This is a genomic window from Candidatus Chryseopegocella kryptomonas (assembly GCF_001536065.1).
In the GTDB taxonomy this organism is placed as follows: Bacteria; Bacteroidota; Ignavibacteria; order Kryptoniales; family Kryptoniaceae; genus Kryptonium; species Kryptonium kryptomonas.
This window is the reverse complement of sequence record NZ_CZVW01000035.1, coordinates 1-11,619: the sequence shown is the minus strand read 5'-3', so window position 1 is coordinate 11,619 and position 11,619 is coordinate 1. Positions and strand designations below refer to the sequence as shown.

15 protein-coding genes are annotated in these 11,619 nt (G+C 38.9%); 3 read left to right on the top strand and 12 right to left on the bottom strand.

Translation table 11 applies throughout. From position 1 onward, the window contains the following. The 7 genes from AWW83_RS09490 to AWW83_RS09460 all read right to left on the bottom strand — a co-directional run. Positions 1 to 1,460 (bottom strand): ligand-binding sensor domain-containing protein (locus tag AWW83_RS09490; protein WP_092351132.1); only part of this gene is annotated, 1,460 nt, incomplete at its 3' end. A 360-nt stretch (positions 1,461 to 1,820) separates the two neighbouring features. After that, positions 1,821 to 3,008, bottom strand: a complete 1,188-nt coding sequence (moeB, locus tag AWW83_RS09485; protein WP_092351131.1) for a molybdopterin-synthase adenylyltransferase MoeB — start codon at positions 3,006 to 3,008, stop codon at positions 1,821 to 1,823. Positions 3,009 to 3,020: 12 nt separating this feature from the next. Then, the gene (locus AWW83_RS09480; protein WP_092351130.1) at positions 3,021 to 3,317 is read right to left on the bottom strand and encodes a ubiquitin-like small modifier protein 1; all 297 of its coding nucleotides are present in this window, start codon (positions 3,315 to 3,317) and stop codon (positions 3,021 to 3,023) included. A gap of 9 nt (positions 3,318 to 3,326) precedes the next feature. Next, positions 3,327 to 3,755 carry a M67 family metallopeptidase gene (locus AWW83_RS09475; protein ID WP_092351134.1) on the bottom strand — a complete coding sequence of 143 codons (429 nt, stop codon included), beginning with the start codon at positions 3,753 to 3,755 and terminating at the stop codon, positions 3,327 to 3,329. Then, complete coding sequence (locus tag AWW83_RS09470; protein ID WP_092351129.1) at positions 3,706 to 4,671, bottom strand: PLP-dependent cysteine synthase family protein; 966 nt, start codon at positions 4,669 to 4,671, stop codon at positions 3,706 to 3,708. The genes AWW83_RS09475 and AWW83_RS09470 overlap by 50 nt, the downstream gene beginning before the upstream one ends. A 176-nt stretch (positions 4,672 to 4,847) precedes the next feature. Continuing rightward, positions 4,848 to 6,365 carry a leucyl aminopeptidase gene (locus AWW83_RS09465; protein WP_092351128.1) on the bottom strand — a complete coding sequence of 506 codons (1,518 nt, stop codon included), beginning with the start codon at positions 6,363 to 6,365 and terminating at the stop codon, positions 4,848 to 4,850. Next, positions 6,362 to 7,402, bottom strand: a complete 1,041-nt coding sequence (locus AWW83_RS09460; protein WP_092351127.1) for a DHH family phosphoesterase — start codon at positions 7,400 to 7,402, stop codon at positions 6,362 to 6,364. Before AWW83_RS09460 ends, AWW83_RS09465 begins: the two co-directional genes overlap by 4 nt. 154 nt (positions 7,403 to 7,556) lie before the next feature. Here AWW83_RS09460 and AWW83_RS09455 point away from each other — a divergent pair, with 154 nt between their 5' ends. Then, a complete protein-coding gene (locus AWW83_RS09455; protein ID WP_092351126.1) occupies positions 7,557 to 7,940 on the top strand; it encodes a carbonic anhydrase in 384 nt (127 codons plus the stop codon). Between the two features lie 19 nt (positions 7,941 to 7,959). Here the strand turns inward: AWW83_RS09455 and AWW83_RS09450 are convergent, their stop codons facing one another. The 5 genes from AWW83_RS09450 to AWW83_RS09430 are packed head-to-tail and all read right to left on the bottom strand — an operon-like array spanning position 7,960 to position 11,219. Further along, on the bottom strand, positions 7,960 to 8,883 hold the full coding sequence (locus AWW83_RS09450) for a catechol 2,3-dioxygenase (protein WP_092351125.1): 924 nt from the start codon (positions 8,881 to 8,883) through the stop codon (positions 7,960 to 7,962). Between the two features lie 29 nt (positions 8,884 to 8,912). Continuing rightward, positions 8,913 to 9,266: a 2Fe-2S iron-sulfur cluster-binding protein gene (locus tag AWW83_RS09445; RefSeq protein ID WP_092351124.1), complete on the bottom strand. Its 354-nt coding sequence runs from the start codon at positions 9,264 to 9,266 to the stop codon at positions 8,913 to 8,915. 5 nt (positions 9,267 to 9,271) lie between these two features. Next, complete coding sequence (locus AWW83_RS09440) at positions 9,272 to 9,700, bottom strand: GlcG/HbpS family heme-binding protein (protein ID WP_092351123.1); 429 nt, start codon at positions 9,698 to 9,700, stop codon at positions 9,272 to 9,274. A 21-nt stretch (positions 9,701 to 9,721) separates the two neighbouring features. Further along, the gene (locus AWW83_RS09435; protein ID WP_234697301.1) at positions 9,722 to 10,594 is read right to left on the bottom strand and encodes an alpha/beta fold hydrolase; all 873 of its coding nucleotides are present in this window, start codon (positions 10,592 to 10,594) and stop codon (positions 9,722 to 9,724) included. Further along, positions 10,572 to 11,219 carry an FAD-binding oxidoreductase gene (locus tag AWW83_RS09430; RefSeq protein WP_234697302.1) on the bottom strand — a complete coding sequence of 216 codons (648 nt, stop codon included), beginning with the start codon at positions 11,217 to 11,219 and terminating at the stop codon, positions 10,572 to 10,574. Before AWW83_RS09430 ends, AWW83_RS09435 begins: the two co-directional genes overlap by 23 nt. Here AWW83_RS09430 and AWW83_RS09425 point away from each other — a divergent pair. After that, entirely contained in the window at positions 11,218 to 11,424 is a 207-nt protein-coding gene (locus AWW83_RS09425) for a hypothetical protein (RefSeq protein WP_092351121.1), read from the top strand. The genes AWW83_RS09430 and AWW83_RS09425 overlap by 2 nt on opposite strands. A gap of 20 nt (positions 11,425 to 11,444) precedes the next feature. After that, positions 11,445 to 11,619 (top strand): 2Fe-2S iron-sulfur cluster-binding protein (locus tag AWW83_RS09420; RefSeq protein ID WP_143713964.1); only part of this gene is annotated, 175 nt, incomplete at its 3' end.

Here is an 11,619-nt window from a genome sequence, read left to right as displayed (position 1 = left end):
TTTGATGTGTTATAAACAGTCCATTTTTTACCATCAAACTTTGCAAGTCCTCCTTCTTCATCTGTCCCAATCCATTTGTTTCCTTGTCCATCTATCGCTATGGCATTAACAACATTTCTTGGCAAACCTGAATTCCTTGTGTTATAAACAGTCCAATTTACTCCATCAAACTTTGCAAGTCCTCCCCACAATGTCCCAATCCATTTGTTACCTTGTCCATCTATCGCTATGGCAAAAACACTATTACTTGGCAAACCTGAATTCCTTGTGTTATAAACAGTCCATCTTACTCCATCAAACTTTGCAAGTCCTCCTCCATATGTCCCAATCCATTTGTTCCCTTGTCCATCTATCGCTATAGAAGAAACAACATCACTTGGCAAACCTGAATTTGATGTGTTATAAACAGTCCAATTTACTCCATCAAACTTTGCAAGTCCTTCTCCATCTGTCCCAATCCATTTGTTCCCTTGTCCATCTATCGCTATGGCAGAAACATAATCCCATGGCAAATCTGAATTTGATGTTTTATAAACAGTCCATCTTACTCCATCAAACTTTGCAACTCCTCCTCCCCTTGTCCCAATCCATTTGTTCCCTTGTCCATCTATCGCTATGGCACGAACATCATTATCTGGCAAACCTGAATTTGATGTGTTATAAACTGCCCAATTTACTCCATCAAACATTGGAAGTCCTCTATTTGTCCCAATCCATTTGTTCCCTTGTCCATCTATCGCTATGGCACGAACATCATTATCTGGCAAACCTGAATTTGATGTGTTATAAACTGCCCAATTTACTCCATCAAACATTGGAAGTCCTCTATTTGTCCCAATCCATTTGTTCCCTTGTCCATCTATCGCTATGGCACGAACATCATTATCTGGCAAACCTGAATTTGATTTATTATAAACTGTCCATCTTACTCCATCAAACTTTGCAAGTCCTCCTTCATCTGTCCCAATCCATTTGTTCCCTTGTCCATCTATCGCTATGGCAAGAACACCATTATTTGGCAAACCTGAATTTGATGTGTTATAAGCTGTCCAATTTACTCCATCAAACTTTGCAAGTCCTCCTCCCCTTGTCCCAATCCATTTGTTACCTTCTCCATCTATCGCTATGGCAGAAACATAATCACTTGGCAAACCTGAATTTGATGTGTTATAAACTGTCCATCTTACTCCATCAAACTTTGCAAGTCCTCCACTTGTCCCAATCCATTTGTTACCTTGTCCATCTATCGCTATTGCCCAAACCCAATTACTTGGCAAACTTGAATTTAATTCGTTGTAAAAAGTCATATTTCCTGTTGTCCTATCAATTTTAACAAGCCCTCCACTTGTTCCAACCCAGATGTAATTCCCCTCAACTGCAATCGCACCAACATAATTACCTGCAGTAAAGTTAATCCACTCTGGATTTTGTGCAAAAGCGAAGAATTTAACAGTTCTCATTGTTAAAACCTCCCTTGATTTTTACCTCGTTTAAAATTTAGTGAGTGTTAAAAGAAAAGTCAAGTATTAACTCACCCTTACTCACCCCCTTTCCCCCTCTCTATCGCATAGAGAGGGGGTGCTCGTTAGAGCGGGGGTGAGTTGTCCTACTCACCCCCCTCCCCCCTCTCTACTTCGTAGAGAGGGGGCGTCCAAAGGACGGGGGTGAGTTATTCCAATCAAATAGAGAGTAGGCGTCCGTAAGGACGGAGGTGAGTTTTCTTACTCACCCCCTTTAATTCCCCCTCTCTATCACATAGAGAGGGGGTTAGGGGGTGAGTTATTCTAATCAAATAGAGAGAGGGTTAGGGGCAAGTTCTCTCAATACCTCATCATTGATGGATCAATTTTTTCAATCCACGCATCAATCCCACCTGCAAGGTTCTTAACACGTGTGAAGCCAAGCTCCCTTAAAAATTGAACTGCTCTTGCGCTTCTCCCGCCCATCTTACAATAGAAAACAATTTCCCGTGTCTGATCAAGCTCGTTGACCTTTTCAGGAAGTTTTGAAAGCGGGATCAATTTACTTCCAGGAATTCTGTTAATTTCATACTCGTGTGGCTCACGGACATCAATCAAAATTACATCTTCACCATTTTCAAGTTTTTGCTTCAACTCTTCCGGAGTTATCTCAAAGCCCGTTTCACGAAGCGTCTGTTCCGGGGTTATACCACAAAATGCTTCATAATCAATCAGCTCTTTAATCGTTGGATTTTCTCCACAAATTGGGCAATTTGGATTTTTACGAAGTTTAAGCTCTCTAAATTTCATTTTAAGCGCATCAAAAATCAATAATCTTCCAATCAATGTTTCACCGATGCCAAGGATTAACTTTATCGCCTCAAGAGCTTGAATTGTTCCGATAATTCCGGGCAACACCCCAAGAACTCCACCTTCTGCACAGCTTGGGACAAGCCCTGGTGGAGGTGGTTCCTGATAAAGGCAACGATAACAAGGTCCCTCCTCTGCATAGAAAACAGATGCCTGTCCTTCAAACCTGAATATGCTCCCATAAACATTTGGTTTCTTCAAAAGAACACAAGCGTCATTTACAAGATAACGAGTTGGGAAATTATCCGTTCCATCTATGATGACATCATAATCTTTTATTATTTCAAGTGCATTTTCACTCGTGAGGCGTGTTTCGTATGTTTCAATCTTTACATTTGGATTCAGAGCCAAGAGTTTTTCACGGGCTGATTCAAGTTTTGACCTTCCAACATCTTTCGTTGTGTGAATTATTTGTCTTTGAAGATTTGAAATGTCAACGACATCAAAATCAACTATTCCAATTCTTCCAACGCCAGCAGCCGTGAGATAAAATGCGAGAGGAGAGCCAAGCCCACCAGCACCAATGATTAAAACACTCGCAGATTTCAATTTCCTCTGTCCCTCAAGCCCAACTTCTGGCATTATCAGATGACGACCATATCTTAAAAATTCCTCACGACTTAATTCAACTCCATCTGTGTTAAGATTTACACCTCTGTTTAAAATTTGCTCCGTCATAATTTCACCACCTTAAAAAATTTTTTCTTGAAAATTTCCACCAGCAATTGCTGGAATTATGCTCACAACATCACCTTCTTTTATTTTAGTATCTCCGCCATCAAGATACCTTATATCCTCTTCATTCACATAAACATTCACAAAATTTCTCAACCTTCCATCTTCGGAAAAAAGATGTCTTTTTAACTGTGGATATTTCAAAGCAAGATTTGAAAGTATTTCATCTATCGTTTGACCTTCAACCTCAACTGAATCTTTGTTTTCGGTGTATGGTCTCAAAGGCGTTGGAATCATAACTTTGACTGGCATAATTTTATTTTAAATTTTGTTTTTGATTTCAATTTTTTCAAGATGAAACTTCGTTCTATCTTCGCTTAAAACCCAGCTGTTAACTTCTTTAGCAACTCCACCTTCAACTGAAACAATGATATAGGACAAAAATGGAAATGCATGTTCTCGGTCGTAATCCGACGGCTGAGCAGGATGATCCGGATGTGAGTGATAGATTCCCACAATATCAAAACCTTTTTCACGGGCATATCTTTCCGCCTTGATGTAATCTTGAGGTGTTATAAGAAAACGCCTTTCTCTTTCACTTTCACGAGAATTTTCAATTTTCAAAATTTCAAAGACAATTTTTTTATCAATCTCAAATTTCCCAAGCAAAATTCCACAGCATTCCTCTGGATAAGTTTTCTCACCGTGCGATTTTATTTCGGAAATTATTTCCTCCGTCAGATGGATCATTTTCATATTCAAAATTTGTTTCATCCCAAAATTTTTCACTCAAATACTTCAAGCCGCTGTCGGGGAACACCGTGACTATTACACCATTTTCAATTTTTTCAGCAATTTTCAAACACGCAACCATCACTGCCCCAGATGACACACCAACAAGCAAACCTTCATCACGTGCAAGTCGCTTTACCATTTCATATGCTTCTTCCGTTGAAACCTCAATCATCTCATCAACAAGTTCTGGTTTGTAAATTCCTGGAACTAATGCGGTTGGCAAATGCTTCAAACCTTCAATTCCGTGGAGAGGTGAGTCGGGTTGAACGGCTATCGTTTTAATCTCTGGGTTAAACTCCTTCAATCTCTTCGCTGTCCCGACAAAAGTTCCCGTCGTCCCAAGACCCGCAACAAAGTGGGTTATCTTCCTTTTTGTTTGATTTATTATCTCAACTGCGGTCGTTTCATAATGCGCAAGCCAATTTGCATCGTTGTTGTATTGATCGGGATAAAAGTATCTTTCGGGTTCAAGACTAACGATCTCTTTCACAATTTTTTGCGCTCCATCAGTTCCTTCAAGTGGATTTGTGAAGATAAGTTCAGCTCCGTAAGCTTTGAGAATTCTCTTTCTCTCGGGGCTTGCGTTTTGAGGAATGGCAAGTTTAACTCTATAGCCAAGGACAGCGCCTATCATCGCATAAGCAATGCCGGTGTTTCCACTCGTTGCATCTATGATGATTTTATCCTTTGTCAAAAGACCTTTTTTAATTCCATCCATTATCATATAAAGAGCGGGTCGGTCTTTAACCGAACCCCCGGGATTGAACCACTCCGCTTTGGCGTAAATTGAAACATGTTTCAAATGTCCTGCTACTTTCTCTATCTTCAAAAGCGGAGTATTCCCAATTTTTGATAATATAGTTTCGCTCATCTATGTTTAACCTGCGATAAAGTTCTGTTTTTTTACAATTACATTCCGAATTCATCAGTGCAAAAATTGATTTTGTTGACGAAAATTCTTGAAAACTTGAATTTGCTATTGAAAAAGAAATCTAAAAAACGACGCTGAATTTAAAATTTGAACGAAAGTTTCTAAAATTTAGAACCTTACTTCTTCTGTGCTTTGTTCCTGAAAAATTCAACGAGTAATCTTACACCAACACCAGAGCCACCTTTGGGCTGATAATCATATTCTTTATCAAGCATTGCCGTTCCAGCGATGTCAAGATGAACCCATGGGTAATTTCCGACAAATTTTTCAAGGAACTTTGCTGCTGTTATCGCCCCAGCCCATCTTCCGCCCGTGTTCTTGACATCAGCAACATCGCTTTTGATAAGTTGATCGTATTCTTCCCATGTAGGAAGTTGCCAGACACGTTCATAAGTTTTTTCACCAGCTTTTTTAATTTCCTCCATCAATTTTTCATCATTTCCGAACATACCCGTTGCAAAATATCCAAGAGCGACAACACAAGCTCCTGTCAAAGTCGCAAGATCAATTATGGCTGTTGGGTTATATTTCTGCGCATATCCAAGAGCATCTGCAAGTATGATTCTACCTTCTGCGTCTGTGTTATCAACTTCAATCGTTTTTCCGCTGTATGTCTTCAAAATATCGCCGGGCTTATAAGCAGAGCCACCGGGCATGTTCTCCGTTGCAGGGACAAGACCAACAAGATTTACGGGCAATTCCAATCTTGCAACTGCCTCCATCGTTGCGATAACAGCTGCAGCTCCGGACATATCCATCTTCATTTCATCCATTCCCTGAGCTGGTTTTAGTGAAATTCCACCGCTGTCAAAAGTTATACCCTTGCCAACAATCACATATCTTTCCTTGCTTCTGGGATTCCCGTTGTATTCCATAATTATAAATCTTGGTGGTTTCGCACTTCCGGAGTTAACACCAAGAAGTCCACCCATCCCAAGTTTTTCAATTTCTGGCTTCCCGAGAACTTTAACCTTGAAACCATACTTTTTCCCTGAATTAACAGCAGCTTTCGCAAGTGTTTCCGGATAAATCTCATTTGCTGGGGCATTTGCAAGGTCACGAGCAAAATAAACCGCACTGCAAACTATATCCGCAACTCTAACACCTTCTTTTATCTCTTTTGAATCTTTCTCTACAAATAAAATCACTTCCTTGACTTTTCTATTCTTCCTTTCTTCATCTGTCAGATACTTGTCAAATTTGTAAAGTGCAAGAACCGAACCCTCAGCTATTGCCTGGGCGATGTAATCAAGCGTTTCATTTATTTTATCTTTGAGAAGGGAATAATCAGGAAATTCAATCGCTATTGTCTCGGACTTCAAGCTTTGTGCCTTTTTTGATGCGACTGCGACCGAGCGACGGATTTTCTCAAGGTTTATTTTATCCCGTTCCCCAATTCCAACGAGAATAATTCTTTTTGCTTTCAAGTTTGAATTGCTCGGATATAAAACCGCAATTTCTTTTTCCTTGCCCTTGAAATCACCAGCAGATATGATCGTGCTAACCTGCCCGTTTAAAACTTTGTCAAGTTTTTGAGCTGTCTCTTTGAGAAGTTTTTCATCTGAAAATGTTAAAACAATTATTGAATCTGCTTTTATTGTCGTCAATGTCCCTTTTGAAAATGTTAACTTCATCTTTCAACCTCAATTTGTTTTTCTTCAAGATATGCGTATTTTTCTGCCTTTTGAATCACTTGATTTAAAATTTCCTCAACACCTACATTGTAAAGCCGTGCTCCAGCTGCGTTTTTATGTCCATTTCCACCAAATTCCTTCGCAAGTTCATTGATCGGAATCTCACCTTTTGACCTGAAACTTAATTTAACACCATCTTTAAGTTCAAGAATAAAAATTGCAATTTTAATTCCACCGACGCTTAAAATTGATTGGACAAATCCATCCGTCTCCCATTCTTTAACACCATAATCACTTAACATTTTTTGAGTCACCACAATATAACCGAGCCGACCCTCATATCTTGTCTCAAGTTCCGAAAGACATCTGCCAAGAAGTTTAATCCTACCAAGAGAACTTTGCTCATAAACTTTATCATAAATTTCCGTTGGATCAACGCCAGCGTCAAGAAGTTCCGCAACTATGCGATGGGTTTCAGAGTCAGTTCTCGGAAATCTAAATGAACCAGTATCGGTCATAATTGCAGTGTAAAGTCCAATCGCAATTTGTTTATCAATTTTAACATCATCAAACGACTTTATCAACCTATAACATATCTCACCACTTGCCGGGGAATCTATATCTATCAGATAATAATCCGCAAAGTCCTGTGCTTCAAGATGATGATCAATTATGATTTTAATTGCCTTGCTTTGGAGAATATATTTTTCCATCGTTTTTAATCTGTGCGATTGATTCATATCGCAGATGAAAATTGCGTCCGCATTTAAAATTTTCTCAATGTGAGTTGCCTCGTTCTCGTTCAAAATGACAAATTCATTCTCTGGGTCAAGGAATTTATAATTTCCCGGTGTTTCACTTACATTCATAACAACTGCATTTTTACCGAGTTTTCGTAGGAAGTAAAGCAGTGCGACTTCACATCCAAGTCCATCTCCATCTGGATTGACATGCGTTGTTATGAGAAAATTTTGGAATCTATTTATGATATTTTTGACCTCGTTAAGTGGCAAATTTTTATCAGAATTTTGAGACATAAAAAATCAAGTTTTGTTTTTAAATCTTTCGTTCAAAAGTTTTTTAAATTTACGCCCGAAAATTCAAATAAACAATTTTTCGGCTTTTATATAGAAAACATCGTTTGTCTAAAATAAGTTTTTTGTGTTAAATTTTTGAAAAAAAGCAAAGACGATGCCAAAATTTGCAACTGCAATAAACTGCATTGACGGACGAACTCAAGTTCCAGTAATTGAATTTCTAAAGCAAAATTATAATGTTGATTTCGTTGATTTGATAACTTTCCCCGGAGTTGATGGTGTTTTAACATCCAATAGAAATGATGTGATTGAATTGATAAAGCGAAATGTTGAAATATCAATTAAAGCCCACGCTTCAAATCTTGTTGTAATTTCTGGGCATTATGATTGCGCTGGCAATCCAGTTGATGAAAACACACACATTAAGCAAATTCTAAATGCGGTTGAGAAAATAAAGCAATGGGGATTTGATGTTGAAGTTAAAGGTTTATGGATAGATGAGAATTGGAAAGTGAAGGAATTAAAAGCGGGGCAATGACTGCCCCACTTTTGTTTAATTATGTATAAACGGTGAGGAATGTTTCAACAAGCTTACGCTCGTAGTAGAAGACGCCTCTGCCCATTGTTTCCTCTGTCCAGATAATTGGCTTTGCACCCGGATCAAACAAATATGCAGTGTATCCGCCGAAAGTTTCAATTCTATTTCCAAATGGATCAAAGAAATAAATTCCCGCTCCACGCGTTATACCATGGCGACCCGGACCCCAATCAATTTTAACATCGTTCATTACCATTATATCAGCTGCGTGATAAATATCTTGAGCGCTTGAAATATGGAAAGCGAAATGATGCAATCCTTTTTCACGCCCTGGGATTATAGCAAGGTCGTGTGGTTGTTGCCTTGCTTGATAAAGCCACGCTGCAACCGGTTGCCCTTCACCATTGACAATATATTCTGTTGCTCTGAATTCAAGAACTTCTTCACAGAATTTTATTGTTTTCGTTGGGTCAGGGGCGGTTATAAGCATATGATCAATCTTTGGCGGGTTAATAGCATCATACTTTAAATTCCTTGGCCATGGGTCGGGGCTTTCCTTCGGGAGGAAATTTCCGGGAATTTCAATGTCATAATAAATTTCAAAAGTATGCCCCGATGGAATTGTAAATCTTATCGCCTTCCCACGCTTGTAATCCTCCGGGATAACCTCATACGGCACTTCGTATTGTTTCAACTTCTTTTCAAAATAATCAACATCTTCAGGGTCAACTGTCCTGAATCCGGCTCTGACAAGACCAGCTGAATCCGACTCGGTCAAGATAACAGAATAAGCAAGCTGCTCATCCCATGTCTTCAAATATGCTTTATTTCCGACCCTTTCAACAAGATGAAGACCAAGAACATTTGTGTAAAAGTCAAGAGCATCGTCAAGGTCAAGGACCTTGACTTCAACATAGCCGAGACGAGAGATTCTAAATGGCATAGCGCACCTCCGTTTTTTAGTTTTTTAATTTAAAGCACTGTTTTTGAGCCAAAGATAAGCGAAAAATATCGCTTATAATCAAAGCTTTCGTCAAGCTTTGAACCATCAATTAAAGATATTTCAACATCTTCAAGCGGAACAGCTCTACACGAAAGACAGAATCCTTTCTCTTTTTCTTCATCTGTTAATCTGTTTTTTGAAACACGACCGAAATCAACTTTTCCAACGACTTTTATCTTACAAATTCCACATCCACCTTTTGTGCAACCGTGCGGGAGAGAAATTTTATTTCTTAATGCTGCATCAAGTATCGTCTCGCCGGGTTTACATGTGAAAATTATATCATTTGGCATAAGCCGAATTTTAAAAACGCCATTTTGCATCACGATTACACTTTTTGGTTTTCAAAAATTGAAATTCCAGCCTTTGCAATTTCTTCGTCTTGTTGGGAAGTTGCGCCACTTACACCTATACCACCGATTATTTTGCCACCGTATTTTATCGGCAATCCACCTGCAAATATCACAAGTCGGGGCGTGTGAACAATCCCATACAAAAGAGCCGGCTCATCTTTTATCAAATCATACCATTGACCCGTTGGAAGTCCGAAAGCAATTGATGTAAATGCCTTATTCAACGCTATCTCAATGCTCAAAATTGGAGCTCCCGTCATTCTTCTGAATTCAACGAGATTCCCACCGTCATCAACAACAGCAATGCAAACTTTGACACCAAGTTCTTTGGCTCTTTCTTCCGCTTTATTTACGATCTCTCTTGCGATTTCAGAAGTTAACACATATTTTTGCTCAAGTTTCATATCTCAAAATCTGATTTTTTATCAATCCACAAGAAGAAAATCTTTCACAAGCTCATTGAATTCATCTTTCTTCTCTATCTGCGTCCAATGTCCGCAATCTCCAAAAATGTGAAGATGAGCGTTTGGCAACTTTTCAAAAATTCTTATACTTATCTGATACGGTATCACCTTATCAAGTTTTCCGTGAATTACAAGCGTCGGAATTTTTATCTCGCTCAATCTGTCTTCAACATCCATCTCATCAAGATGCTTTTGATATGGCGGATAAAACATTTTCTCGTATGTCTCTTGAAACCCCGGCTGAATTGACGCTTCATATCTTAATCGCACAAGCTCTTCCCCAACAAGTTCTGGATTGCTTGACAAATACCAGATGACTTTCCTCATATTTTCAATGCTTGGTTTATAGCCCCAGATAAATTCAAGTCCCTCCGTAATTGGGAATTTAACTCCAACGCTTCCCATTATGACAAGTTTTCTAATTCTTTCTGGGATTTCAAGAGCAACTGCGAGAGCAAGTGCCCCACCCATGGAATTTCCAACGATGTTAACTTCTTTAAGGTCAAAATGCTTAATAAAATCAACGATATGTTTGACCCTGCTTTTGTGATTATACTCAAAATTTTCCGGTCTTTCCGTATACCCAAAGCCAACGACATCTGGAGCAAAAACTTCAAATCCGTTTTCAGCAAAAAATGGCAAAGTCAATCTCCAATTTGCCCACGCTGACACGCCCGGACCCGAGCCGTGAATGAAAACAAGCGGTTTCCCTAATCCAGCTCTATGAAAGTGCGTTTTAATTCCGCCGATTATTTGATATTCTCCTGCTTCAAGCGATTTAAGGTCAATCATTTCAAGTTCAATTTTATTTTCAAATTCTTGATACGATGCCAACTTTTGAACCTCCTGTGATTCTATCTTTTTCGGTGAAAAATCTTTCAATGTAAATATCTTCTGCAAATAAGCGACCCTTCATCAATGTCTTTATGCAAGCGTCAACCATCGGCGGTGGTCCAGAAACATAAGCTTTGAACCCTTCAAATTTCTGGAATCTTTTGCCAACAACTTCGTGAACAAATCCTGTTTCACCAGTCCATCCTTCTTCTGGATTATCAATTGAAGGGATATAATAGAAATTTGCAAATTTACCTTCAATTTCTTTGAAAAATTCAAAGTCATAGACATGTTTTAGCGAGCGTGAGCCGTGGAAAAGATAAATTTCCTGCTTCAATCCAGAGTTAAGAGCATCAATTATCATTGATTTAATTGGTGCAAGCCCCGTGCCACCTGCAAGAAAAAGTATCGGATTATCAAAATGCTTTCTTAGGACGAACCTTCCAAATGGACCTGCAAATTTAAGTTTATCTTTTGGTTTTAAGTCCTCAAAAACATATTTGGAAGCAAGCCCGCCGGGCACCTTCCGTATGTGCAACTCAATTTCTTCGTTTCCATCCGCTTCAGGTCCAGATGCTATTGAAAAAGCTCTGTTTTGTCCTGTTTCAGGAATTTCAAGCTGAATGTATTGCCCGGCAAGAAATTTTATTTTATCATTTTCAATTTTAATTTTGATTTTCGGACAGCTATACGGGCTTGATCCAGAATTTAAAAATGTTAAGAGCTGGAAATGGTATCATTTTGAAAATGAATTTAACCCCGACGCTGAAAAAACACTTGCTGAACTTGGTCTCAGGCATAAATCAATTGTTAAGTTCAAACCAGCGTAAAACAAAATTTAAAAACTTTGATGAGATATAAAGTTAAAATAGAGCCGATAGGGGTTGAGATTGTCTGCGATGAAAATCAAACGATTCTTGATGCATGTTTAAGAAATGGCATCTGGGTTCCGCACGCCTGCACGCACGGGACATGCGCAACCTGTAAATCAAAAGTAGTTGAGGGGGAAGTTGACTTCGGGCTTG

Excerpts from the sequence above, each read along its gene's own strand:
- moeB (WP_092351131.1), bottom strand. The coding sequence starts at position 3,008 with ATGACGGAGCAAATTTTAAACAGAGGTGTAAATCTTAACACAGATGGA.
- AWW83_RS09480 (WP_092351130.1), bottom strand. The coding sequence starts at position 3,317 with ATGCCAGTCAAAGTTATGATTCCAACGCCTTTGAGACCATACACCGAA.
- AWW83_RS09475 (WP_092351134.1), bottom strand. The coding sequence starts at position 3,755 with ATGATCCATCTGACGGAGGAAATAATTTCCGAAATAAAATCGCACGGT.
- AWW83_RS09470 (WP_092351129.1), bottom strand. The coding sequence starts at position 4,671 with ATGAGCGAAACTATATTATCAAAAATTGGGAATACTCCGCTTTTGAAG.
- AWW83_RS09465 (WP_092351128.1), bottom strand. The coding sequence starts at position 6,365 with ATGAAGTTAACATTTTCAAAAGGGACATTGACGACAATAAAAGCAGAT.
- AWW83_RS09460 (WP_092351127.1), bottom strand. The coding sequence starts at position 7,402 with ATGTCTCAAAATTCTGATAAAAATTTGCCACTTAACGAGGTCAAAAAT.
- AWW83_RS09455 (WP_092351126.1), top strand. The coding sequence starts at position 7,557 with ATGCCAAAATTTGCAACTGCAATAAACTGCATTGACGGACGAACTCAA.
- AWW83_RS09450 (WP_092351125.1), bottom strand. The coding sequence starts at position 8,883 with ATGCCATTTAGAATCTCTCGTCTCGGCTATGTTGAAGTCAAGGTCCTT.
- AWW83_RS09445 (WP_092351124.1), bottom strand. The coding sequence starts at position 9,266 with ATGCAAAATGGCGTTTTTAAAATTCGGCTTATGCCAAATGATATAATT.
- AWW83_RS09440 (WP_092351123.1), bottom strand. The coding sequence starts at position 9,700 with ATGAAACTTGAGCAAAAATATGTGTTAACTTCTGAAATCGCAAGAGAG.
- AWW83_RS09425 (WP_092351121.1), top strand. The coding sequence starts at position 11,218 with ATGTATTGCCCGGCAAGAAATTTTATTTTATCATTTTCAATTTTAATT.